Raw genomic sequence first — 22,562 nt, forward strand, 5'->3', positions numbered from 1 at the left:
GTGCAAGCCGGCGCAGGTTGAGGGTTGCCGCGATTGGACGCCTGTGCAGCGCATACCGCAAGCCGGATTCGGACCTGTGCCCCGCCGTCGCCACGATGGCGACCCGCTTTCCGCCTAGGAATTTGAGTGATGTTGACTGATCTACGACATGTTTGAGCGCCGTTCTCGGCACAATGTCGCGCGAACTCGTCACTTTTCTTACCAAAGGCTTTCGTCATCACCCCACGCTGGAGGGGGCGCTGTTGCCGACGCGTGACAAGCCGCCTTCGATTAAATTAAACTCTGGTCTGCGCCAGAGTTAATTGACCCCTCCGACGCATTCCCGACAAGCCGCCAGGGCTCCTGGCGGCTTCTTTTTTGTCCGAACGGGTAAAATGCGCCTTGCCCGGCGCATCGGCACTGCCAGTCCAACAGGATGACAGGCTGCCGCGCCGCCGGCGTCACAACGCCTGCAAACCCCAAGCTCCGGACAGCGCCTGCGTCAACCGGCGCGGCGTCTGCCGCGTTGCCAGTCCACATGAAACGACAGTTCCTGGGCCTGCTGGCCCGCGTCTACGTCCTGCAATTTGCGCTCGAAGTCCCGGCTACGGTGGCCATGCTTGCCGACATGTTGCTGGAATACGGCTTCCAGGTCGATATCGGCTCAGTGCGCCCATTGCTGCGCGCCCTGCAAATGGAAGGCTATCTGGAAAGCGTGCTGCGCGACGGCATCGGCCGGGTCTACCTGCTGACCGAGCGCGGCCGCGAAGAACTGCAGGCCAGCCGCAAGCGCATCGACGATCTCTACCGCCGCCTGCACGCCGGCCAGCCGGCCACCGACGAACAGCCGCGCCTGGCCTGATCCGGCCAGGGCGGCCGCCGCGGCGCGGGGAGCGTACCCGTTTCTGCGGGCCATTCCCTCGCCGCCAGGCGCGCCTTGTACCTTACTTCTTCTCCGCCTTCCCTTCGTAGCGCTTGCTCCATTCAGCCAGGATGCGGTCGCGGTTGTCGCTCGCCCAGCGGAAGTCGTTCTTGATCAGCCGCTTCTCGTAGTCGGCGGGCAGCAGCGCGTCGGGCTTGGCAATGCCGGGCACGGCCAGCACGGCAAAGTTCTTCTCATACAGCGCCATCGCGTCGCGCGAGGCCGAGAAGTCCGCCAGCTTGCGCGCGGCGTCCAGGTTCCTGGTGCCCTTGACGATGGCGGTGGCCTCGATGTCCCAGCCCAGGCCTTCGCTCGGCAGCACGATATCGATCGGCGCGCCTTCCTTCTTCGACTTCATGGCACGGTACTCGAACGCAATGCCGATCGGGAACTCGCCCTGCGCAGCCATCTTGCACGGCTTGGAACCCGAGTGCGTGTACAGGCCGATGTTCTTGTGCAGGGCATCCATGTACTGCCAGCCCTTCTGCTCGCCCATCATCTGCAGCCAGGCGCTGACGTCGAGGAAGCCCGTGCCCGACGAGGCCGGGTGCGGCATCACCACCTTGCCTGCGTAGATCGGCTTGGTCAGGTCGGCCCACGAGGTCGGCTTGGGCAGGCCCTGCTTCTGCGCCTCCACGGTGTTGAAGCAGATCGCCGCGCCCCACACGTCCATGCCGACCCATGCCGGCGGGTTGGCCGGGCTGCGGTACTTGGCATCGATCGCGGCCAGGTTCTTCGGCGCATACGGGTCGAGCATGCCTTCCTTGTCCAGGATCGCCAGGCTGGAGCCGGCCAGGCCCCACACCGCGTCGGCGCGCGGCGCGGCCTTTTCCGCCAGCAGCTTGGCGGTGACGATGCCAGTGGAGTCGCGCACCCACTTGATTTCGATATCGGGATGCACCTTCTCGAACGCGGCCTTGTAGGCGGCGATCTGGTCGGCTTCCAGCGCGGTGTAGACCGTCAGCACGGTGGCGGCGCAGGCATTACCCGCCAGCAGCGGCAGGGCGGCCGCGGCGGCAAGCGCCGCGACAAGGTTGGTGATGCGGGACATGGTTTCTCCTTGGGTTCGGTGAGTATTCCGGAATGCAGGGGTAAGGCGAATCGGGCAAAGGTCAGCCGGCGCGCCAGCGTTGCGCGCGGCGCAGCCAGCCGGCCGAGACCGCGTGCAGCAGCAAGGCCGCCAGCACCGAGGTCAGCAGGATCAGCGTCGACATCGCGGCAGCGGGCGCGGTGTCGCCGGCATCGTCCATGTTCAGCACCGAGATCGCGGCCAGCACGGTGTCGGGGCTGTACAGGAAGATCACCGCCGAGACCGTGGTCATCGACGACACGAAGAGGTAGCGGAAGATATCGAGCAGTGCCGGCAGGCACACCGGCACGGTCACGCGCCAGCACGTCACCAGCGGCGCCACCCCGAGCGACAGCGCCGCGGCCTCGAACTCGTTGTCGAGCTGGCGCAGCGCCGCGGCCGCGGTCAGGTGGCCGGTGGTGTAGCAGTGCGCCACGTTGCACAGCACCAGCAGCGCCATGGTGCCGTACAGCGCGTGCAGCGGATTGCCGGGCGCGTTGAAGAAGAACACATAGCCCAGGCCCAGCACCAGCCCCGGCACCGCCATCGGCAACAGGAAGCCCGCGCGCAGCACACCGTGCAGCCAGGCCGGGCCGCGCGTGCGCAGCGTCAGCCAGGCGCCCAGGAAGATCGCCGCCGTGCCCGCCAGCGCGGTCAGCACCGACAGCTTCAGGCTGTTGCGGTAGGCCAGCCAGCCGCCGCCGTCCATGTTGTCGAAGTCGTAATGCGCCAGCGTCAGGCCCAGGTTGTACGGCCACAGCTTGACCAGCGACGCGCCCACCGCGGTGGCGATCACTGCCAGCAGCGCGGCACTGACCAGCGCCACCAGCAGCAGGCACGCGCTGTCGCGGCCCCGCTCTGGCGCCGGCACATACACCTGCGCGCGGCTGCCCATCTGCGTGCGCTGGCGCTGCTGCATTGCCATGTCCACGGCAAAGGTCAGCAGCGCGGGCGCCAGCAGCAGCATGCCGATCAGCGCGCCGCGGTCGAACTGCTGCTGCCCGACCACCGCCTTGTACGCTTCCAGCGCCAGCACCGGGTAACCGCCGCCCACCACCTTGGGTACGCCAAAGTCCGTGATCACCAGCGTCAGCACCAGGCAGGCGGCGGCGAACAGGCCCTGGCGCGCGCCCGGCAGCGTGACCGTGCAGAAGGTGCGCCACGGGCTGGCGCCCATCGCGCGCGCCGCCTCATAGAGGCGCGCATCGGCCAGCGACAGCGTCGCCACCAGCACCATCAGCGCATGCGGGAAGGTGTAGAAGGCCTCGCCCAGCACGATGCCCCAGAAGCCATAGATGCCGCCCTGCCCGAAGGCGCCGCGAAAGATGCCCTGGTTGCCGAACAGGTAGACCAGCGCGATCGCCGGCAGCAGCGACGGCGCAAACAGCGGCAGCAGCGCAATGCCGCGCCACAGCGGCCGCAGTGCGATGCAGGAACGCTGCAGCGCATAGGCAAAGCCAAATGCCAGCGGCACCATCAGCGCCACCACCGCCAGCGACACCGCCACGCTGCGGCCGAGCATCGGCAGGAAGTTGGGGCTGGTCACCAGCGCCGCCATGCGCGCGCCCAGCGCCCATTGGCCCGCCGCATCGAACCAGGCCTGGCGGAACAGCGCCAGCAACGGCAGCAGCAAGCCGACGGCCAGCCCGGCCAGCCAGATCCACTTCATCGCGGCAGGGGCACCGTGCGCCAGCCGGGAGGCCAGGCCGGTGCCGCGCAGCGATGCTGCCTGTGTATCCTCGGGCAGGACGACAGTGACCGCGCGCATCATGCAAACACCCGCAACGCCTGCGCGGGCAGCGCAATCCAGAACTTGTGGCCGCCCGCGTCGGGCAGCCGGTGCCGCGCCTCGCGCGCCACGTCGGCAAACAGGGTCAGCCCTGGCAGGCGGTCCGCTTCCAGCGCCAGCCGGTAGCGGTTGCCGAGGTAGGTCTGGTCGACCACGCGCGCCAGCAGCCGGTTGGGCTCGGCGGGATCCGGGTCCAGCCGCACCGCTTCCGGGCGGCAGCACAGGCGGCCGGCGGATGCCGCCGGCTGCGGCGAGTCGACCAGGAAATCGACGGCCTGGCTGCCCTCGCCAACGGTGAAGCGCCCGGCCTGCGCGCTGCGCCCCGGCAGCCAGTTGGCCTGCCCGACAAAACCAGCGACAAAGGCCGACGCCGGCTGCTCATAGATCTCGGCGGGGGTGCCGGCCTGCACGATGCGCCCGCCGTCCATCACGGCAATGCGGTCGGCCATGGTCATGGCCTCTTCCTGGTCGTGGGTGACCATCACGGTGGTGATGTTCAGGCGGCGCTGCAGCTGGCGTAGTTCCATCCGCAGGTGCTCACGCACACGGGCGTCGAGCGCCGACATCGGCTCATCGAGCAGCATCAACGAAGGCGCCGGCGCCAGCGCACGGGCCATCGCCACGCGCTGCTGCTGACCACCGGAGAGCTGGCCCGGGAACTTGCGCTCGCTGCCGGCAAGGCCGACCAGGTCGAGCATCTCGGCCACGCGCGCGTCGCGGTGCGTGCGTCCCATGCCGCGCCCGTGCAGGCCATAGGCCACGTTCTGCGCCACGGTCAGGTTGGGAAACAGCGCATAGGACTGGAACAGGATGCCGTAGTCGCGTGCTTGCGGCGGCAACCCGGTCAGTTCACGCGCGCCGGCATGGATGCGTCCTGCGTCCTCGCGCTCAAGTCCCGCGATGATGCGCAGCAGCGTGGTCTTGCCGCACCCGGACGGGCCCAGCAGGCACAGCAGCTCGCCCTGGCCGACCGACAGTGACACGCCGTCCAGCGCCACAAAGCTGCCAAAGCGCTTGCTGACCTGCTCCACCGCCAGGAACGCCCGGCCCTCCCCGGACTTGCCTGCCTGCATGACCGAATCTCCGCAATCTCAATTGAATCGCTCGCCAGCATAGGCAACGCAGATGCCAGCCGTGTGGCAGATCGGCAAAGTATTTCGATGGAGGTATCGGGGGATTTGGGATCGGCCACCGGCGCGGACACGCCGGCAAGTTACGAATGGTACCCCTGGACGATTATGACTCGCGCAGCGCAGTGGCGCCCGCAGACGTGGGGGTCGGCACCCGCATCCCCCTTTCCAGGATCTCCCGCAGCGCCTGCTGCGGCACCGCCTGGCTGAACAGGAACCCCTGCAGCCCGTCGCACCCCTGCGCGCGCAGGAACTCGAACTGCGCCGCCGTCTCCACCCCTTCGGCAATCACCTTGAGGTGCAGCTGGTGGCCCAGCGCGATGATCGCCGCGGCCACCGCCTGGTCGTGGCCGGGCGTGGCCACGTCGTCGACAAAGGACTTGTCGATCTTGAGCCGGCTGATCGGCAGCCGGGTCAGGTAATTGAGCCCGGAGTAGCCGGTGCCGAAGTCGTCGATCGACACGCCCACGCCCAGCTCGCGCAGCCGGCGGAAGGTCTCGATGGTGGTCTCGCCGCCGTCGACCAGGATGCCTTCGGTGACTTCGATCACCAGCCCCTGCGGCGGCAGGCCGGCCTGCTGCAGGCAGTGCGCCACGGTATCGGGGAAGTTGGCCTGGCGCAGCTGCAGCGGCGAGATATTGACCGCGACCTCGATCTCGCGGCCCAGCGCCTGGCGCAGCGCCTGGATCTCGCGGCAGGCGGTGGCCAGGGTCCATTCGCCCAGCGGCGCCACCAGGCCGCTCTGCTCGGCGATGGGGATGAACTCGGCCGGCTGCATGGCGCCGCGTTCTGGGGTGTTCCAGGTAATCAGCGCCTCGACGCCGGTGATGGCCAGGGTCGCGGCATCGACGATCGGCTGGTAGCGCAGCCGGAACTCATCGCCGGCGAGCGCGCGCCGCAGCAGCCCTTCGATGGTGAAGCGCGCCAGCGAGGCCTCGGCCATGGCGCTGGCAAAGCGGCGCAACTGCGCGCGCCCGTCGTGCTTGGCCGCGTAGACGGCCGAGTCGGCAGCCTTAAGCAGCTCGGTCAGGCTATCGCCATCGTCCGGGAAGATCGCCATGCCGATCGACGGCGTCACGCGCAGGCGCTGGCCGCCGGCCTGCAGTTCTTCATTGACGCGCGCCTGGATCTTGGCGGCAATCAGCTCGGCTTCGCTGTCGTGGCGCAGGCCGCCCAGCACCACGCCGAATTCATCGCCGCCCATGCGCGCCACCAGGTCGCCCTGTCGTACCGTGCCCTTGAGGCGGTCGGCCATGGTGCGCAGCACGTCGTCGCCGACCGGGTGGCCGAGCGAGTCGTTGATGTGCTTGAAATGGTCCAGGTCGAGCAGCAGCAGGGCCACGCGCTCGCCGTGGCTGCGCGCGTGCAGCAGCAGCGCCTGCGCGCGCTCGCTCAGCTCGGCGCGGTTGGGCAGGCCGGTCAGCGGGTCGTGCAGCGCCAGGTGTCGGATGTACTCGTCGACGCGGAGGCGCTCGGTCAGGTCGTAGCCGATGGCCTGGTAGCCAGGCGACGGCGCGGACCGGGGCTCGGCACCATCGGCGGGACCGGCTGGCGCTGCGTCAGCGGCCGGAGCCTCGATGGGCGCCGGCAAGGCGAACACCGCCAGTTGCACCGGCATGCGCGAGCCGCCCTTGCGCACCCAGGTCCATTCGCGCTCATCGGTCAGGCCAAGCCGTGCCTTGGCCACCAGGGCGGGCAGCCCCGGCGGCACCGGCTCGCCCAGTTCGCCACTGAGCATGCGGGCATGGTCGGCCAGTTCGTTGGCAACATGCAGGCCGGTCATGTGCATGTGGCCGACCAGTTCCGCGGCCTTGTACCAGAGCATGCGCTGGCCAGCCGCGTTGATGCCGGTGATCAGCCCGTCCTCATCGAAAGTGATCACGCAGAAGGCGGCATGGTCGAGCAGCCCGGCATAGCGCGCGGCCTGCACCGCGGCGGCCTGCTGGGCGCGCCGTTCCGGCTCCAGGTCCGTGATCGCCCACAGCCAGTGCGCGGTGCCGCCGTCGGCCGCAGGCAGGCGCGCGGCGCTGGCGCGCAGCGCGAAGCGGCTGCCGTCTGCGCGCACGCCCGCCAGTTCACGGTGGGCCTCGGCCCCTGCCGCAGCGCCGCTGGGGACTACGCCGGTGGCGCCGGGAACCAGGGTGTCCAGGCTGCGCCCGGCCAGTGCCGCCGGATCGGCGCCGAACAGTTGCCCGGCCCGCTCGCTCGCGCGCACCACCACGCCCTGTGCATCGGCCAGCAGGAAGCCATCGGCCGACTGCGCCATGCACGCCTGCAGCATGGCGTTGTCATCTTCCCAGGCATGGACGGCCTGCGCTTCGCGCTGGCGCGCGGCGCGGCCCTGGCGTGCCAGTGCATGGGTGAGCCACGCCAGCAGCAGCGTGGCCAGCGTGCCCGCGGCCAGCACCAGGTACGCCTGCCGCGGGCCATGTGCGGCTTCGAAGGCGGGGCGCGTGGCGCCGCGCAGCGTCCAGGTGACGCCGCCATACTGGAGCTGGCGCTCGCCCTGCAGCTGCGCGGCACTGCCGTCTTCGCGGCGCTCGCCCTCGGTCGGCCCGCCGGACAGCATCGGCCCGGGAGCGGCCGGGGAGCCCTCGTACAGCGACAGCTCCAGTTCCGCCGCCGCCAGGGCACCGACCGCGCGCATCAGGTCGCCCAGGCGCAGCGACACGTAGACATAGCCGAGCACTGCCTGGCGCCGCTGCGCCACCGTGCCGACCGCCGCCTCGCCGGCGTAGACCGGCAGGAATACCAGCGCGCCGTGCTGGCGCTGCGCCGCCTCGGCTTCGCGGATCAGTGCCAGGCCGGGCGTGAGCCGCGGTTCGCCGCTGTCGCGGGCGGCTTCCAGCGTCGCCCGGCGCGTTGGCTCGGACAGCATGTCAAAGCCGGCGGCGCGCGTGTTGCGCCCGTCCAGCGGTTCGATATAGAAGATCGGTGCGTACAGGTCGCGCGTGCCGCCGGGATGAATGCCGTAGTCGGCAAGGCCGTCGGCACGGGCGGCCTGCACCAGCCGCGGCACCCGCTGCAACGGCGTGAGCGGCGCGTAGCCGATCGACTGGGTGCCGGTGGGCAGGTCGTCGAGCTGGGCGGTATAGAGATAGTCGCGCCACTGCGCGCGCGAGGTGTCGGGGTTGGCGGTCAGCACGGCGGCCACGCCGCGCAGCAGGCGTTCGTTCTCCAGCATGCGCTCGCGCAGCGCGCTGCCGGCCTGTCCCAGCAGCGCGTCGAAATGCTGCTGCGCCTCGCGGCGCTCGAGCCGCTCCGCCTGCAGCCATGCCCCTGCCGTCAACAGCGCGCCGCCGGCCGCGACCAGCAATGACAACAAGGCAGGGGAAAGCGAAGTCAGTCTCATGGTCGATCGGTTCCGGCATGCAGCAGGGGCATGCCGTCTGCGTGGACGTGCCTTCGCATTAACGGGGGACTATACCGTGGCACAGGCAGCGCGCACACCCCCGCCCGGGGGTTGAACCCGGTCGGGGGAAAGACCGCATGCCCCGCCACGGCGGCGTATGGTAGGGTTGCACCGGAGGCGCCCCCCCAAGTACGCGACAGTCCGCGCCGCTAGCGCCCCAACTGCGCCCTACATGCCCGTCTACACACCCACGCTGAAAGCGCGCATTGCGATCATCACCACCGTGCTGGCCGCGGTGTTCGGCACCGGCATCGTACTGACCGCCCTGTACGATGCCCACCGCGACCTGCACGATGCGCTGCAGGTCCAGCAGGACTCCGTCGTCAAGCTGACCGCCAACCAGCTCGACACCGCCATGAACGACCGCATCGTGCTGCTGTCGCACCAGGCTGCGCAACTCAGCGGCCTGCTGGCGCAGGCGCACGGCGCGCAAGCCGCCGCGGTGCGCGAGCGGGCGCTGGATACGCTGTCCGCCGCGATCCCGGTGCCGGCCGCGTTCAACGCGCTGCTGGTCGCCGACATGCAGGGCAACATCGTCAGCAACCGCGGCGCCGGTGCGGACATTGGCGACCGCAGCTATTTCCGCGAGGCCGCCCGCTCGCTCGCGCCCGTGGTGTCGCCGCCCATCCGCTCGCGCACCAACGGCCAGATGGGGGTGATGGTCGCGGTGCCGGTGCTGGCGCCGAACCAGACCTTCGTCGGCCTGGTGGGCGGCTGGCTGGACCTGTCCAGCGCCAACTTCCTGGTCGAGATCCTGCACAACCGCCTCGGCACCACCGGCTACTACTGCCTGGTGTCGGCCGGCCCCGAGCCGGTCTACATCCGCCATCCCGACCCCGCGCAGGCGCGCCAGCCGGCGCTGGCCGTGGCCGATACCTGCGGCGAGGATGACAGCCCCGCGCCGCTGGAATTCCTCACGCCGGCGCGGCCGGTGATCGCGCGCTACCTGATGTCGAGCACCGGCTGGGAACTGGTGGCGCTGCTGCCCGCGCGCGAGGCCTACGCACCGCTGCACCAGATGCAGCAGCGCTTCCTTGGCATGGCCGGGGTGGCCATGGCGGCAGTGGCCCTGCTGATCTGGCTGGCGGTGCGGCGCCAGCTGGCGCCGCTGGCGCGCCTGCACAAGGTGGTGCAGGCCAGCGCCAACGACCTGTCCGCGTTCGAGCGGCTGCCGACACGGCAGCAGCGCGACGAGATCGGCGACCTGACGCGCGCCTTCATCAAGCTGATGCGCGACGTGCGCGAGCGCCGCCAGGCGCTGGACCGCAGCGAACGGCGCCTGCGCGCGGTGACCGACACGCTGCCGTCGCTGCTGGCCTTCATCGACACCGATGAGCGCTATGTGTTCAACAACCAGGCCTACGAGCGTGTCTTCGGCCTGAAGCCGGAGGACCTGCGCGGCAGGCACGTGCGCGAAATCCTGGGCGAGGCCCGCTATGCGCGCGTGCAGCCCTTCATGCAGCGCGCGCTGGCGGGCACTGCGGTGACCTTCGAAACCGAAGACAGCGACCCCGAATACCACTGCATGGAGAGCAGCCTGCGCCCGGAATGGAGCGCCGACGGCAGCGAGGTGGTGGGCGTGCATATCCATGTGCAGGACATCACGCAGCGCAAGCTGGAGACGCAGCGCCTGGCGCGCATGTCGCGCACCGACCACCTGACGCAGTTGATGAACCGCAGCGCATTCGAGGGCCAGCTGCATGCGGCGATGGCGCGCAGCCGCGAGCATGGCACGCTGATGGCCCTGCTGTACCTGGACATGGACCGCTTCAAGGCCGTCAACGATATTCACGGCCACGCCGCCGGCGACCAGCTGCTGCAGACCTTTGCCCAGCGCGTGCGCCGCTGCGTGCGCGAGCGCGACACCGTCGCCAGGCTGGGTGGCGACGAGTTCGCGGTGGTGCTCGAAGACATGACCCGGCCCGCCGCGGCACGCCGCGTGGCACAGGCCATCCTGCAGGCGATGGACGAGCCCTTCGGCTTCGAGGGCGTGTCCGCCGACGTGGACGTCAGCATCGGCGTGGCGCTCTACAACGGCGGCCCGGCGCAGGACCGCGAACTGATGCGGCTGGCGGACGTGCTGCTGTACCGCGCCAAGGGCGCGGGCCGCGGGCGCTATGAGATCGGCCCGCCGGAACTGGCGGGCGAGCTCAGCCCGCAGTAGGCAGCCCCGGCCGAGGGCTCAGTGGATGGTGCCGCCGGGCTTGTCCGACGCCGCGCCGCCGGCCCCCTCGGGCTCGAACGGCACGTGGCGGCCATCGCTGGACTGGTAGCCCAGTTGCGCATCTGCGCCCAGCATCTTCTCCCACGCGATCATGGCCTGGGCGACCGCGTCGGGCGCGCCCTTGAACACCACCACGTCGTTGCCACAGTTGGGGCATTCGCCGCCGAACACGGCATCGACGCCGGGCAGGCCCGGCACGTCGAGCGCGTCGAACTGCGCGAACGCGGTCTTGCAGTGCCCGCAGACCAGCTGGGCAGGGCGCAAGGCCTCTATCTTTGCGCGTGCCTGTGCCGCACGCTCCTCGGGGGTACCCCGCCGTTTTGCCTCGCCCATGATGTGCCTTCCTTCCCCGTGCTGCCGGTGTGTGTTTGCATCGGCCCCGCCAGTGCGGCCGGACCGTGCCTGTTAGATGCGCAATGCGGGCCGGTGGTGCCCGGCCATTGTCGCAGGTGACGGCTGCGCTGCGTGCGCGCCGTCGCCAATCTGCTTCGCCCAGCCGGCATTGTAACCAGCGCGGCGCTGCAAATACCGGGCCGACAGGAACCCGCAGCGCCTGCTATTGTGGATAACGATGCCCCGTGCGGGTGCGGGTGCGCCGCTTCCGGCACCGCGGGCATGCTGGTCCCTTCCACCTACCCCCGAAGGAGGACGTTCCATGATCCGACCCACCGTGCAGGAAAACGCCGCCCGCTACGCCGACTGCATTGCCGCCTGCAATGCCGCAGCCGCTGCCGCACTCAAGTGCGCCGCGGCCTGCCTGGAAGAACAGGACGTGCGCAAGATGGCGCGCTGCATCGCGCTGGACATGGATTGCGCCGGCATCGCCCAGCTGGCCGCGTCCTACATGCTGCGCAACAGCGAGTTCGCGCCGCTGGTGTGCGAAGACTGCGCCGAAGTCTGCAAGTGGTGCAAGGAGGAATGCGAGCACCATGACGCCGAGCACTGCCAGGAATGCGCCCGCGCCTGCGCAGCCTGCATGGAGCAGTGCCTGAAGATGACGGCTTAGCGGTCCCCGCCCGATTCCTGCTGCCCCTGCGGCGGGTCAGCCAGCGCGACGAAGGCATCGATCAGCCTGGCGCCGCGCCGCTCGCGCAGGCAGTAGAGATACTCGTGCAGGCAGGGCGAGGCATCGGTGAAGCCCAGCACGCGCAGGTCCGGATGGCTCGGCACCTCGTGCCGGGCGATCACCGATACGCCCAGGTTGCGGATCACCGCCTCGCGGATCGACTCCCGGCTGCCGATCTCCATCTGCGCGGCGGGGCTCACGCGTGCTTGCGCCAGCATGTCTTCGGTGGCGATGCGCGTGGTCGACCCGAGTTCGCGCATCAGCAGGCGGCAGCCTGCCAGCGCACTGACGGCCACTTCGGTGTGCCCGGCCAGCGCATGGGTGCGGTGCACCACCAGCATCAGCGGATCCACGCCCAGCAGCACGCGCGACAGGCGCGCATCGTCCACCCGCTGCGACGAGGTGGCGATATCGACGCGGTATTCCTGCAGCGCCTCCAGCACTTCCTGCGAATTGCCCGTCACCACGCTGACATCGATGGCGGGAAAGCGCTCGCTGAAGCCGCGGATCAGCTCCAGCACATAGTAGGGCGCGGTCGCGCCCACGCGCAGGCTGCCGGTGCGCAGGTCGCCCGAATGGCGCAGGAAGAAATCGATCTCGGTTTCCTGCTGCACCAGCGCCTCGACGCGCGGCAGCAATGCCAGCCCCGCGTCCGACAGCGCCAGGCGGCGCCCGCCGCGGTGGAACAGCTCGACCCCGTAGGCTTCTTCCAGCGCGCGGATCTGCGCGGTGATGGTGGGCTGCGACAGGCCCAGGCGCTTGGCGGCCTGCGTGACGCTGCCGATGCGGGCCACCATGAAGAAGGACTTGAGCTGGGCGATGAGCATGCGGCCGAGGGATGTCGCTAAGGGCAAGGCAAGGCGGCGAGCGCCTGGGCGCCGGCCACGGTGAAGCGGTATTCTAATGGACTGCACCAGCCCACCTGGCCCAACCGCCCGCTGCCTTGCTAAGGAGTCTGCCCATGTCTGACCCGTCCACCTCCGCCACCCGCATCGAGAAAGACAGCCTGGGCGATGTGCCCGTGCCCGCCGACCACCTGTGGGGCGCGCAGACCGAGCGCTCGCGCCAGAACTTCCGCATCGGCAACGAGAAGATGCCGCCGGCGCTGATCGAGGCCTTTGCCATCCTGAAGCTGTGCGCGGCGCGCGCCAATGGCGAGCTTGGCGTGCTCAAGCCCGAACTGGCGCACGCGATCGAACAGGCCGCAACCGAAGTCATCGAAGGCCGCTGGCCTGACGAGTTCCCGCTGTCGGTCTGGCAGACCGGGTCCGGCACGCAGACCAACATGAACCTGAACGAGGTCATCGCGAACCGCGCCATTCAGTTGCTGGGCGGCAAGGTCGGCAGCAAGGCGCCGGTGCACCCCAACGACCACGTCAACGCCAGCCAGTCCTCCAACGACAGCTTCCCCACCGCGATGCATATCGCCGCCACGCGCGCGATCCAGCAGGAACTGCTGCCGGCGCTGGAGCAGCTGCAGCAGACCTTTGCGCGCAAGGTGGAAGCCTTTGCCGATATCGTCAAGGTCGGCCGCACCCATCTGCAGGATGCCGTGCCGCTGACGCTGGGGCAGGAATTCTCGGGCTACATGACGCAAGTGGCCGATGCGCAGTCGCGCCTGCAGCAGGCCATGCTGCGCGCGATGCCAGTGGCGCAAGGCGGCACCGCGGTAGGCACCGGCCTGAACGCGCCGCACGGCTTCGCCGCGGCCTTCGCGCGCGCGCTGGCCGACTACACCGGCCTGCCGTTCGAGCCCGCGCCCAACCGCTATGCGCTGCAGGCCTCGCACGATGCGCTGGCCGACCTGTCCGGCGCGCTCAGCACCACGGCCTCGTCGTTCCTGAAGATCGCGCGCGACTTCATGCTGCTGGGCTCAGGCCCACGCGCCGGCTTTGCCGAGCTGGTGCTGCCGGCCAACGAGCCGGGCTCATCGATCATGCCGGGCAAGGTCAACCCGACCCAGGCCGAGGCGCTGGCGATGGTGTGCTGCCGCGTGATCGGCAACCACACCACGGTGACGCTGGCCAACGGGCTGGGCACGCTTGAGCTGAACGCTTACAAGCCGGTGATCATCTACAGCCTGCTGCAGTCGGTGAGCCTGCTGGCCGGTGCCGCGTCAAGCTTTGCCGAGCATATGGTCGAAGGCGTCGAGGCCGACCGCGAGCGCATCGCCGAACTGCTGGAGCGGTCGCTGATGCCAGTGACCGCGCTCAATCCGCATATCGGCTACGACAAGGCCGCGGAAATCGCCAAGCTGGCGGTCAAGCGCAACCTGTCGCTGCGCGAGGCGGCGATCGCGTCCGGGCATGTCACCGAGGCGCAGTTCGCCGAGTGGATCGACCTGAAGGGGATGACGCGGGAGGTGTAGCGGGGGGTGTAGCAGAGATGCGCCCCGGCACGGAACCGATCCGCGCCGGGGCAGGCCGGCCTCAGCCGACGAAGGCCTTTTCCAGCACGAAATGGCCGGGATGGCTCATATTGCCTTCGGCAAAGCCGCGCCCTTCCAGGATGCCGCGGACATCCTTGAGCATGTCCGGGCTGCCGCACAGCATGATGCGGTCGTTCTCCAGCGAGAATGGCTCCACGCCCAGGCGCTCGAACAGCTCGCCGGAGGCGATCAGGTCGGTGATGCGGCCGCGGTTGTCGAATTCTTCGCGCGTCACGGTCGGGAAGTACACCAGCTTCTCGCGCACCAGATCGCCCAGGTGCTCGTGCTGCGGCAGGTGCTCCTGGATCAGCTCGCGGTAGGCCAGCTCTTCCACGAAGCGGCAGGTGTGCGTCAGCACGACCTTGTCGTAGCGCTCGTAGACCTCCGGATCGCGGATGATCGACAGGAACGGCGCCAGGCCGGTGCCGGTGGCCAGCAGCCACAGCGTCTTGCCGGGCAGCAGGTTGTCCACCAGCAGCGTGCCGGTCGGCTTCTTGCCGACGAAGATCTGGTCGCCCTCGCGCAGGTGCTGCAGGCGCGAGGTCAGCGGGCCGTCGGGCACCTTGATGCTGAAGAATTCCAGCGTTTCCTCATAGTTGGCGCTGGCGATACTGTAGGCGCGCAGCAGCGGGCGACCATTCACTTCCAGCCCGACCATGGCGAACTGGCCATTTTCAAAGCGAAAACCAGGGTCGCGCGTGCAGGTAAAGCTGAAAAGGGTGTCGGTCCAGTGATGGACGGAAAGGATGGATTGCTGGTTCAGGTTGCTCATGGCGAAACGCGGGATGCAGCGGCAGGATGCAGCGCCAAAGACGGCTGGAAAGGAAGAATCTTAACGCATGCTTGGGGGCGGCGCAGGCGGAGCCTGCAATGCCAGCGCGGGATTTCCGGGATGTGCAATGCAGTGCGGCGCATGCAGCACGCCCGATATTGTTGAGAAATTATGGCTAATCAAATTGCTTTCCGCGCATTTATCCAAAGACAGCCAACATCCATCATGAGGTCATCTTCCCTTTGCTCCCAAGGAAACTGCCATGACCTCCACCCCAGCTATCTCCCGCCGCGCCGCGCTCGTCACCGGCGCCTCCCGCGGCATCGGCCGCGCCATTGCGCTGCGGCTGGCCGCCGACGGCTTCGATGTGGCTATCGGCTATGCCGGCAGCGCCGGCCGGGCCGAAGAGACGGCGGCCGCCGCGCGCGAGGCCGGCGCCAATGCCATCGCCATCCAGGGCGACGTGTCGCAGGCAGCGGACGTGGCGCGCCTGTTCGACGCCGCGCAGCAGGCCTTCGGCCGGCTCGACGTGGTGGTCAACAGTGCCGGCATCATGCCGATGGCGCCGGTCGCGCCGGCCAGCCTGGACGCCTTCGACCAGACCATCGCCACCAACCTGCGCGGCGCCTTCCTGGTGCTGGGCGAGGCGGCCGCACGGCTGGGCCGGGGCGGACGCATCATCGCGCTGTCGACCAGCGTGATCGCGCGCTCCTTCCCCGGTTACGGTCCCTATATCGCGGCCAAGGCAGGCGTGGAAGGGCTGGTGCGGGTATTGGCCAACGAGCTGCGCGGGCGCGGCATCACCGCCAACGCGGTGGCGCCGGGGCCGGTGGCGACCGAGCTGTTCCTCGATGGCAAATCGGAAGAGCAAGTGGCGCAGCTGTCCAAAGTGGCGCCGCTGGAGCAGCTGGGCACGCCCGAGGACATTGCCGCGGCGGTGTCGTTCCTGGCCGGGCCGGATGGGGCGTGGGTCAATGCGCAGGTGGTGCGCGTGAACGGGGGCTTTGCCTGAGCAGTTGCCCGCCGGGCCAGAAGTCAGCCCCCGGGGGTCGGCAAGGACAGATCGCAGCGCTGGCGCGCCAGCGCGTCGCGCGAGTAGCCGTGGCGCACGCGCAGCTGGTGCTCCACGGCGTCGGCCTGGTCCAGGCAGGCGAACACCAGGTCGTCCTTTACGCGCTGCGAAACGCCCTTCAGGCGCGGCGCTTCATACGCGACCTGGCGCGCACGGCAGCGCAGGAACAGCAGCGTTTCCTGCGAGGCTGTGATCAGTTGGTCGTGCTCGATCCGCTTGCATTCGACCAGGTCCTGGGCAGGGGCGCTGGCGCCGGCAAAGAGCAAAGGCAGGCACAGCCATCGACGCAACGAGCGGTGCATGGCAAACGGGGGGCGCAGTAGGCCAGTTGAGGGTCCGGCTCGCATCATTGCCCAGACCCGCGCACAGTGCAAGCCGCAGCGCACGCAACACCCTGTTGCGGCCGGGCGCCAGACGGGCCGCAGCCGGATTCAGTGTTCAGCCACATGGACAATCGCCCGCAAACCCTGATGGCTGCGTCGACCGGCCGGTCCATGCTGCAGCGCGGCTGCCCCGCGCCGCCCTGACTGCAACACAAAGGACATGACCAATCTCCAATGCCGCGGGACGCCGCCACGAGCATGGCAATATACGGGGGCCGCAATTGCCCCGTCTTTCATTGATCACCCCATGGACCTGAACGCCCTGCGCCTGTTCGTCGACATCGTCGATGCGGGCAACCTGAGCGCGGCCGCGCGCAAGCTCAAGATGACGCGCGCCAATGTCAGCTACCGGCTCAAGGCGCTCGAAGAAGAGCTGGGCGTGCAGCTGCTGCGCCGGACCACGCGCCATGTCGAGCCGACCCCGGTCGGCGCCGGCCTGTATGAGCACGGCCGCAACATCCTGGGCGAGGTGGCCGCCGCCAATGCGCTGATCAGCAATATGGGCAAGAGCTTGCAGGGCCATGTGCGGCTCTCGGTGCCCACAGGGCTGGGGCATACGCTGCTGTCGCCGCTGCTGGTGCTGTTCAAGCAGCGCTATCCCGACATCACGCTTGACGTCATGTTCGACAACCGCGTGCACAACCTGGTGTCCGAAGACGTGGACGTGGCGCTGCGCATTATCTCCACCCCACCCGATTCGGTGGTCGCCACGGAGATTGGCGAAGTCGACTGGATCGTGTGCGCGTCGCCGGGGTATCTCGCCGCGCATCCCGCGCCGAAGGCACTCACCGGGCTGCAAGGACATGCGATGGTCTGCGCGTCGCCGGTGGGCCAGAAGCTCAAGGCATCGGGCACGCGGCTGGATGGCGATGAAGGCCATGACGCGAAAGAAACCCGCGAGCAGGTGGTGCTCGAACCGACGCTCACCTCGGAAAACTTTGCCTTCCTGAAGGAATCGGTGCTGGCAGGCCTGGGGATCGGCATTCTCCCGATCTATGCGATCGGCGCCGAACTGGAAAGCGGCGCGCTGGTGCCGCTGCTCTGCGACTACCGCATCAGCGTGTTCGGCAGCAAGCTCTACATGCTGACCATGCCCAACCGCTACCAGACGCTGGCCACGCGCTACCTGCTGAACTTCCTGAAGACCGAGCTGCAGGCAGTGTGGCCGCGGCTGCACCGCTAGGGTCTGTTCCCATATGGAACGTACGCGCGTTGGCCCGAGCCGGGGTCAGCTACGCGAAGGGCGTCGCCGCAAAGGGTCATTCCCTTTGCAAGGCGCCCGACAAAGTAGATGGCCCCGGATCGGGCCAACCCGAAGGGCAAGGGGGATACGCGGCGCATGGCGTCGTTGCCAGCCGCTTGCTTGGAATGACCAAGCGGCGCGACTGGCGCCTAGCCCTGCGCCGCGTATCCCCCTTGCGCGCGCACGTTCCATATGGGAACAGACCCTAGGCGCGGCGTCTTCAGCAGCGGCGCCACGGACTATAGTAGGAGCACAAGGATAACCGTCGGCGCATCCGCACCTGAGGAGCTACCATGGCCCTGGCTAGCACGCTTGCAAGCTGCCTGAGCAGCAAGAACACCCAGTACGACATCATCCGCCACCCCTACACCCTCAGCAGCATGGCCACTGCCGAGGCCGCGCATGTTCCCGGGGACCGGCTGGCCAAGACGCTGTTGCTGGAGGATGACCGCGGCTATGTCGCCGCCGTGATTCCTTCAAGCCACCATCTGCACATGGCCGCCATCTGCGAACAGACCGGGCGCAACCTGGTGCTGGCGCACGAGGACGAAATCCGCGAGATCTTCAAGGATTGCGACCTCGGCGCGATCCCGCCGGTGGCGATGGCCTACGGCATGCAGACCTATGTGGACGACAGCCTGATGGAGCAGCCCGACGTGTATTTCGAAGGCGGCGACCACCAGGAACTGGTGCACATGAGCGGCGAGCAGTTCTCGAAGTTGATGTCGGACGCTGGGCACGGGCAGTTCTCGCGCCGCATGATGTAAGCGGCGCTTTTTATTGGCCACTAAACGGCCGCCACGCGGGTTGCGAACCTGCGCGGTGGCCGTTTTGCATGCTGGCGGGCGGGTGATGCAGACGATTCAGCCTTCAGGCAATGCCGGCACGCTGTCGTCCTTCAGGTCCACGCCCGAGCGGCCCAATGCCGCCGCGCCGCGCAGCAGGAAGGCCAGCCGGTCGGCGGCCTGCGCATACGGCAGGCCTTCGGGGCGCACGTTGGAGATGCAGTTGCGCTCGGCATCGGTGCGGCCCGTGCGCGGCGCATGGGTCAGGTAGATGCCAAGGCTGTCGGGCGAGCTCAGGCCCGGCCGTTCGCCGATCAGCATCACCACCTGGCGCGCGCCAAGCAGCTCGCCGATCTCGTCGCCCAGCGCCACCCGCGACTGCTCGGCCACCACCACCGGGCCGATGCGCCATGTCTGCGGCAAGCGCGGGCGGGTGGCATCGAGCAACGGCAGCGCGTGCGTCTGCGTGGCCAGCGCGGACAGGCCGTCGGCAACCACGAACACCACATCCGGCGCCTCGCCCGGCCGTGCCGCGGCCAGCCGCGCGCGGCTGGCATCGTCCAGGCACCGGCCCAGGTCGGGGCGCCGCAGGTAGTGCGCGCGGTCCGGCGCCGCGCTGTGCACGGCGAGGTTCTGTACCCCCGCCGCATCCAGCGCCGCGGTGACCGCGCCCACGTCCAGCGGCAGGTGCACCGCATCGCGCGCCTGCGCATGGGCCAGCCCGAAGGCCAGTACCGCATCGGTGGTCTGGCTGTGACCGGTACGGCCCAGCGCTACGCGCGCGCGCGTGAACTGGCGCAGGCGTTGCCACGGGTCGGCGTCGGCTTGCGGGTCCGCGGGAGGTGGGCGTCTGGCCGTCATCGGCTGCACCTTACAGGCTGTGGGCCATCTGCAGCAGCGGCTGGCGCGCGGCGGGCTCGAGCAGCCTGCCGCTGGCATCGGCAATGCCCATGCGCTGCAGCCAGGCCTCGAACTCCGGCGCGGGGCGCAGCCCCAGCACCTCGCGCAGGTACAGCGCATCGTGGAACGAGGTGCTCTGATAGTTCAGCATGATGTCGTCGGCGCCGGGCACGCCCATGATGAAATTGATGCCGGCCACGCCGAACAGCGTCAGCAGCGTGTCCATGTCGTCCTGGTCGGCCTCGGCATGGTTGGTGTAGCAGACGTCGCAGCCCATCGGCACACCCATCAGCTTGCCGCAGAAGTGGTCTTCCAGCCCGGCGCGGATGATCTGCTTGCCGTCGTACAGGTATTCGGGACCGATAAAGCCCACCACCGTATTGACCAGCAGCGGCGAGAACGCGCGCGCCACCGCGTAGGCGCGCGCCTCCATGGTCTGCTGGTCGACGCCGTGGTGCGCATTGGCCGACAGCGCGCTGCCCTGCCCGGTCTCGAAGTACATCAGGTTGTCGCCAACGGTGCCGCGCGCCAGCGCCTGCGCGGCGTCGTGCGCCTCGGCCAGCAGCGACAGGCTGATGCCGAAGGCCGCATTGGCGCGCTCGCTGCCGGCCACCGACTGGAACACCAGGTCCACCGGCGCGCCCTGCCCGATCGCGCGCAGGGTGTTGGTGACGTGGGTCAGCACGCAGGACTGCGTGGGAATGTCGAAGCGGCTGCGCAGCTCGTCGATCATGCGCAGCAGGGAGACGATGGTGCCCAGGTTGTCCGAAGCCGGGTTGACGCCGATGGTGGCATCGCCGCAGCCATAGAGCAGCCCGTCGATGATCGACGCGGCAATGCCCTTGGGATCGTCGGTCGGGTGGTTGGGCTGCAGCCGCACCGAAAGCCGGCCCGGCAGCCCCACCGTGCTGCGAAAGCGCGTGACCACCTGGCACTTGCGCGCCACCGCCACCAGGTCCTGGTTGCGCATCAGCTTGCTGACCGCGGCGGCCATCTCCGGGGTGATGCCCGGCGCCACCCGCGCCAGCGTGGCGCTGTCGGTTTCATGCAGCAGCAGCCAGTTGCGCAGGTCGCCCACGGTGGTGGCGCCGATGGCGGCAAAGGCTGCCCCATCGTGCCGGTCCAGGATCAGGCGCGTGACCTCGTCTTCCTCGTACGGCACCAGCGCCTCGGTCAGGAACTGCTTGAGCGGCACCTCTGCCAGCGCCAGCCGCGCGGCCATCCGCTCCTGCTCGCTGGCCGCGGCAACGCCCGCCAGCGCGTCGCCGGAGCGCGCCGGGCTGGCCCGGGCCAGCAGCGTGCGCAGGTCGGCAAAGACGTGGCGGTGGGTGCCGATGGTGTGGGTGTAGGCCATGCGTTCCGTTCCTGGGCTCTGGGGAAAACGATGACAGCGGTGCGCCGGGCGTCTTGCCGGGCACGATTCCCCCTAATATAGACAGCCTTTGCGTGTGCCGTTATGCCAACATCGCGTCAGCGCACACGGCCTGACTCAGGAACAACATCTGGATCAGCGAGAATTCAGAATAAATTTGAGCAAATTGCATGCCGGAGACCCCGATGAAAGACCCCGACCCGACCACCACCCCGCGCCTGCTGCCGGCCGCGTGGTACAGCGTCGGCACCGTCGCCTACCTGCTGACCGCCCTCGCGCTCTGGACCGTGCTCCACGCCAACCTGGTGGCGGCATTGCTGTCCGGGCTGCTGCTGTACTCGCTGGTGGACGTGCTGGCGCCGCGCCTGAAGCGCCTGCACCAGCGCCACGACGCCCTGGCCGTGGCCATCCTGTCGGCGCTGATCCTGCTGGGGCTGACGCTGGCGGGCTGGCTGCTGGTGCGCTTTGTCAGTGGCGAGGGCAATACCCTGGACGGGCTGCTCAACCATGTGGCCGACATCATCGACCGCTCGCGCGGGCAGATGCCGCCGTGGCTCAGCGATGCGCTGCCCAAGGGCGTGGACGAACTGGCCAACACGCTGATCGAGACGCTGCGCGAGCATGCCGCGATGGCGCAGAAGCTGGGCGCCGAGTTGCTGCGCACGCTGGTGCATATCCTGATCGGGCTGGTGATCGGCGCGATGGTGGCGCTGTACCGCGCGGTGGCGCGGCCCAACCGCCGGCCGCTGGCCGCGGCGCTGGTGGCGCGCGCACGCACGCTGCAGCAGGCGTTCTCGCAGTTCATCTTCGCGCAGATCCAGATCTCCACCATCAACACCATGCTGACGGCGATCTACCTGCTGCTGGTGCTGCCGCTCTTTGGCGTGCACCTGCCGCTGACCAAGACGCTGGTGGTGATCACCTTCGTGGCCGGGCTGCTGCCGGTGCTGGGCAACCTGATCTCGAACACGGCCATCGTGGTGGCCTCGCTGTCGGTGTCGCTGCCGATCGCGGTGGCGTCGCTGGTGTTCCTGGTGGTGATCCACAAGCTGGAGTACTTCCTGAACGCGCGCATCATCGGTGCGCGCATCCAGGCCGCGGCGTGGGAACTGCTGATGGTGATGCTGCTGATGGAAACGCTGTTCGGCATCCCGGGCGTGATCGCCGGGCCGATCTTCTATGCCTACCTGAAGCGGGAGCTGGCCGGCGCCGGGCTGATCTGAGTGCCGCGGCCGGCATGCCGCAGCGGTGGTAGGACCAATGCCTGTTCAGGCGCCGTCCTGCTCCACCCGGCTGCGCACGAAGTCGATATGGGTCTGCATGGCGGTGCGCGCCTCTTCCGGGCGGCGCGCGCAAATCGCATCGCACAGCGTGCGGTGCTGCAGCAACAGCAGGTCTGACGCGCCGTCGTCCTGTTCGCGCAGGCCGGTGCCGTTGATGGTGATGTGCTCGCGCAGCATGCCGATCACGCTGGTATGCAGATGCAGGAACATGGTGTTGTGCGAGGCCTGGGCGATGGCGTCATGCAACTGCGCATCGGCATCGGCCTCTGACTGCTTGTCGTCGGCGGCACGCGCGCGTTCCAGCTCAGCCATCAGGGTGCGGATCCGCTTCACATCGGCAGTATCCGCGCGCAGCGCCGCAAAATACGCGGTCGCGCCCTCCAGCACGCGGCGGAACTCCAGGATGTCGTCGCGCAGCGCGGGGTGGTCGGCCACCAGTTGGCCCCAGGGCGAGGCAATGCCGGCGCGCAGCTGGTCGGTGGCGTAGACCCCGGCACCGCGCCGGCTCTGCAGCAGGCCGCGCGCGGCCAGGCGCTGGATCGCCTCGCGCACGGTGTTGCGCGCCACCTCGTATTGCTCGGCCAGCACCCGCTCGGCCGGCAGCCGCGTGCCGGGCGGCCAGGTGCCGTCTAGCAGCGCGGTCTCGATCCGGCGCATGACCGACTCCACGCGTCCGCGGGTGCGCCCGTGCCTTGCTGCCGCTGCCGTCATGCCGTGTGTCCTCGCTCCTGAG

Annotated in this window: 19 protein-coding genes; 8 read left to right on the forward strand and 11 right to left on the reverse strand. The window is 68.9% G+C overall.

What is annotated here, in order from left to right:
- The first annotated feature begins 517 nt into the window (after positions 1 to 517).
- A complete protein-coding gene (locus ACW4E8_RS28565) occupies positions 518 to 841 on the forward strand; it encodes a PadR family transcriptional regulator (RefSeq protein WP_456807577.1) in 324 nt (107 codons plus the stop codon).
- An 82-nt stretch (positions 842 to 923) separates the two neighbouring features.
- Here the strand turns inward: ACW4E8_RS28565 and ACW4E8_RS28570 are convergent, their stop codons facing one another.
- The 4 genes from ACW4E8_RS28570 to ACW4E8_RS28585 form a co-directional block, all read right to left on the reverse strand.
- A complete protein-coding gene (locus ACW4E8_RS28570) occupies positions 924 to 1,952 on the reverse strand; it encodes a putative 2-aminoethylphosphonate ABC transporter substrate-binding protein (RefSeq protein ID WP_456807578.1) in 1,029 nt (342 codons plus the stop codon).
- 61 nt (positions 1,953 to 2,013) lie between these two features.
- On the reverse strand, positions 2,014 to 3,741 hold the full coding sequence (locus ACW4E8_RS28575; protein WP_456807579.1) for a putative 2-aminoethylphosphonate ABC transporter permease subunit: 1,728 nt from the start codon (positions 3,739 to 3,741) through the stop codon (positions 2,014 to 2,016).
- Positions 3,738 to 4,832, reverse strand: a complete 1,095-nt coding sequence (locus ACW4E8_RS28580) for a putative 2-aminoethylphosphonate ABC transporter ATP-binding protein (RefSeq protein WP_456807580.1) — start codon at positions 4,830 to 4,832, stop codon at positions 3,738 to 3,740. The genes ACW4E8_RS28575 and ACW4E8_RS28580 overlap by 4 nt, the downstream gene beginning before the upstream one ends.
- A 163-nt stretch (positions 4,833 to 4,995) precedes the next feature.
- On the reverse strand, positions 4,996 to 8,241 hold the full coding sequence (locus tag ACW4E8_RS28585; protein WP_456807581.1) for a bifunctional diguanylate cyclase/phosphodiesterase: 3,246 nt from the start codon (positions 8,239 to 8,241) through the stop codon (positions 4,996 to 4,998).
- A 232-nt stretch (positions 8,242 to 8,473) separates the two neighbouring features.
- Between ACW4E8_RS28585 and ACW4E8_RS28590 the strand changes: the two genes are divergently transcribed.
- Positions 8,474 to 10,465, forward strand: a complete 1,992-nt coding sequence (locus tag ACW4E8_RS28590) for a diguanylate cyclase domain-containing protein (RefSeq protein ID WP_456807582.1) — start codon at positions 8,474 to 8,476, stop codon at positions 10,463 to 10,465.
- Positions 10,466 to 10,483: 18 nt separating this feature from the next.
- Here ACW4E8_RS28590 and ACW4E8_RS28595 read toward each other — a convergent pair whose 3' ends face one another.
- Complete coding sequence (locus ACW4E8_RS28595) at positions 10,484 to 10,858, reverse strand: hypothetical protein (protein WP_456807583.1); 375 nt, start codon at positions 10,856 to 10,858, stop codon at positions 10,484 to 10,486.
- Positions 10,859 to 11,180: 322 nt separating this feature from the next.
- Between ACW4E8_RS28595 and ACW4E8_RS28600 the strand changes: the two genes are divergently transcribed.
- On the forward strand, positions 11,181 to 11,531 hold the full coding sequence (locus tag ACW4E8_RS28600; RefSeq protein ID WP_456807584.1) for a four-helix bundle copper-binding protein: 351 nt from the start codon (positions 11,181 to 11,183) through the stop codon (positions 11,529 to 11,531).
- Here ACW4E8_RS28600 and ACW4E8_RS28605 read toward each other — a convergent pair.
- Entirely contained in the window at positions 11,528 to 12,418 is an 891-nt protein-coding gene (locus tag ACW4E8_RS28605; RefSeq protein WP_035820799.1) for a LysR family transcriptional regulator, read from the reverse strand. The genes ACW4E8_RS28600 and ACW4E8_RS28605 overlap by 4 nt on opposite strands.
- Before the next feature lie 134 nt (positions 12,419 to 12,552).
- On the opposite strand from ACW4E8_RS28605, the gene fumC reads away from it, so the two are divergent.
- Positions 12,553 to 13,959, forward strand: coding sequence for a class II fumarate hydratase (gene fumC / locus ACW4E8_RS28610; protein WP_456807585.1), 1,407 nt, complete (start codon positions 12,553 to 12,555; stop codon positions 13,957 to 13,959).
- A gap of 61 nt (positions 13,960 to 14,020) precedes the next feature.
- Here fumC and ACW4E8_RS28615 read toward each other — a convergent pair whose 3' ends face one another.
- Positions 14,021 to 14,791, reverse strand: a complete 771-nt coding sequence (locus ACW4E8_RS28615) for a ferredoxin--NADP reductase (protein WP_456807586.1) — start codon at positions 14,789 to 14,791, stop codon at positions 14,021 to 14,023.
- Positions 14,792 to 15,053: 262 nt separating this feature from the next.
- On the opposite strand from ACW4E8_RS28615, the gene ACW4E8_RS28620 reads away from it, so the two are divergent.
- Positions 15,054 to 15,803, forward strand: a complete 750-nt coding sequence (locus ACW4E8_RS28620; RefSeq protein ID WP_456807587.1) for an SDR family oxidoreductase — start codon at positions 15,054 to 15,056, stop codon at positions 15,801 to 15,803.
- A 23-nt stretch (positions 15,804 to 15,826) separates the two neighbouring features.
- Here the strand turns inward: ACW4E8_RS28620 and ACW4E8_RS28625 are convergent, their stop codons facing one another.
- The gene (locus tag ACW4E8_RS28625) at positions 15,827 to 16,165 is read right to left on the reverse strand and encodes a hypothetical protein (RefSeq protein ID WP_456807588.1); all 339 of its coding nucleotides are present in this window, start codon (positions 16,163 to 16,165) and stop codon (positions 15,827 to 15,829) included.
- A gap of 328 nt (positions 16,166 to 16,493) precedes the next feature.
- Here ACW4E8_RS28625 and ACW4E8_RS28630 point away from each other — a divergent pair, with 328 nt between their 5' ends.
- The gene (locus ACW4E8_RS28630; RefSeq protein ID WP_456807589.1) at positions 16,494 to 17,429 is read left to right on the forward strand and encodes a LysR family transcriptional regulator; all 936 of its coding nucleotides are present in this window, start codon (positions 16,494 to 16,496) and stop codon (positions 17,427 to 17,429) included.
- A gap of 353 nt (positions 17,430 to 17,782) precedes the next feature.
- On the forward strand, positions 17,783 to 18,256 hold the full coding sequence (locus ACW4E8_RS28635) for an aminoacyl-tRNA deacylase (RefSeq protein WP_035820810.1): 474 nt from the start codon (positions 17,783 to 17,785) through the stop codon (positions 18,254 to 18,256).
- A gap of 96 nt (positions 18,257 to 18,352) precedes the next feature.
- On the opposite strand, the gene eutC is transcribed toward ACW4E8_RS28635, so the two are convergent.
- A complete protein-coding gene (gene eutC / locus ACW4E8_RS28640) occupies positions 18,353 to 19,135 on the reverse strand; it encodes an ethanolamine ammonia-lyase subunit EutC (protein ID WP_456807590.1) in 783 nt (260 codons plus the stop codon).
- 10 nt (positions 19,136 to 19,145) lie between these two features.
- Entirely contained in the window at positions 19,146 to 20,528 is a 1,383-nt protein-coding gene (locus ACW4E8_RS28645; RefSeq protein WP_456807591.1) for an ethanolamine ammonia-lyase subunit EutB, read from the reverse strand.
- A 203-nt stretch (positions 20,529 to 20,731) separates the two neighbouring features.
- Here ACW4E8_RS28645 and ACW4E8_RS28650 point away from each other — a divergent pair, with 203 nt between their 5' ends.
- The gene (locus ACW4E8_RS28650; RefSeq protein ID WP_456807592.1) at positions 20,732 to 21,769 is read left to right on the forward strand and encodes an AI-2E family transporter; all 1,038 of its coding nucleotides are present in this window, start codon (positions 20,732 to 20,734) and stop codon (positions 21,767 to 21,769) included.
- Between the two features lie 45 nt (positions 21,770 to 21,814).
- Here the strand turns inward: ACW4E8_RS28650 and ACW4E8_RS28655 are convergent, their stop codons facing one another.
- On the reverse strand, positions 21,815 to 22,540 hold the full coding sequence (locus tag ACW4E8_RS28655; RefSeq protein WP_456807593.1) for a FadR/GntR family transcriptional regulator: 726 nt from the start codon (positions 22,538 to 22,540) through the stop codon (positions 21,815 to 21,817).
- Positions 22,541 to 22,562: the final 22 nt, after the last annotated feature.

It is taken from the genome of Cupriavidus sp. CP313, assembly GCF_054072015.1.

Bases quoted from the DNA above. Each gene is read 5' to 3' on its own strand.
- ACW4E8_RS28565 (WP_456807577.1), top strand. From the start codon at position 518: ATGAAACGACAGTTCCTGGGCCTGCTGGCCCGCGTCTACGTCCTGCAA.
- ACW4E8_RS28570 (WP_456807578.1), bottom strand. From the start codon at position 1,952: ATGTCCCGCATCACCAACCTTGTCGCGGCGCTTGCCGCCGCGGCCGCC.
- ACW4E8_RS28575 (WP_456807579.1), bottom strand. From the start codon at position 3,741: ATGATGCGCGCGGTCACTGTCGTCCTGCCCGAGGATACACAGGCAGCA.
- ACW4E8_RS28580 (WP_456807580.1), bottom strand. From the start codon at position 4,832: ATGCAGGCAGGCAAGTCCGGGGAGGGCCGGGCGTTCCTGGCGGTGGAG.
- ACW4E8_RS28585 (WP_456807581.1), bottom strand. From the start codon at position 8,241: ATGAGACTGACTTCGCTTTCCCCTGCCTTGTTGTCATTGCTGGTCGCG.
- ACW4E8_RS28590 (WP_456807582.1), top strand. From the start codon at position 8,474: ATGCCCGTCTACACACCCACGCTGAAAGCGCGCATTGCGATCATCACC.
- ACW4E8_RS28595 (WP_456807583.1), bottom strand. From the start codon at position 10,858: ATGGGCGAGGCAAAACGGCGGGGTACCCCCGAGGAGCGTGCGGCACAG.
- ACW4E8_RS28600 (WP_456807584.1), top strand. From the start codon at position 11,181: ATGATCCGACCCACCGTGCAGGAAAACGCCGCCCGCTACGCCGACTGC.
- ACW4E8_RS28605 (WP_035820799.1), bottom strand. From the start codon at position 12,418: ATGCTCATCGCCCAGCTCAAGTCCTTCTTCATGGTGGCCCGCATCGGC.
- fumC (WP_456807585.1), top strand. From the start codon at position 12,553: ATGTCTGACCCGTCCACCTCCGCCACCCGCATCGAGAAAGACAGCCTG.
- ACW4E8_RS28615 (WP_456807586.1), bottom strand. From the start codon at position 14,791: ATGAGCAACCTGAACCAGCAATCCATCCTTTCCGTCCATCACTGGACC.
- ACW4E8_RS28620 (WP_456807587.1), top strand. From the start codon at position 15,054: ATGACCTCCACCCCAGCTATCTCCCGCCGCGCCGCGCTCGTCACCGGC.
- ACW4E8_RS28625 (WP_456807588.1), bottom strand. From the start codon at position 16,165: ATGCACCGCTCGTTGCGTCGATGGCTGTGCCTGCCTTTGCTCTTTGCC.
- ACW4E8_RS28630 (WP_456807589.1), top strand. From the start codon at position 16,494: ATGGACCTGAACGCCCTGCGCCTGTTCGTCGACATCGTCGATGCGGGC.
- ACW4E8_RS28635 (WP_035820810.1), top strand. From the start codon at position 17,783: ATGGCCCTGGCTAGCACGCTTGCAAGCTGCCTGAGCAGCAAGAACACC.
- eutC (WP_456807590.1), bottom strand. From the start codon at position 19,135: ATGACGGCCAGACGCCCACCTCCCGCGGACCCGCAAGCCGACGCCGAC.
- ACW4E8_RS28645 (WP_456807591.1), bottom strand. From the start codon at position 20,528: ATGGCCTACACCCACACCATCGGCACCCACCGCCACGTCTTTGCCGAC.
- ACW4E8_RS28650 (WP_456807592.1), top strand. From the start codon at position 20,732: ATGAAAGACCCCGACCCGACCACCACCCCGCGCCTGCTGCCGGCCGCG.
- ACW4E8_RS28655 (WP_456807593.1), bottom strand. From the start codon at position 22,540: ATGACGGCAGCGGCAGCAAGGCACGGGCGCACCCGCGGACGCGTGGAG.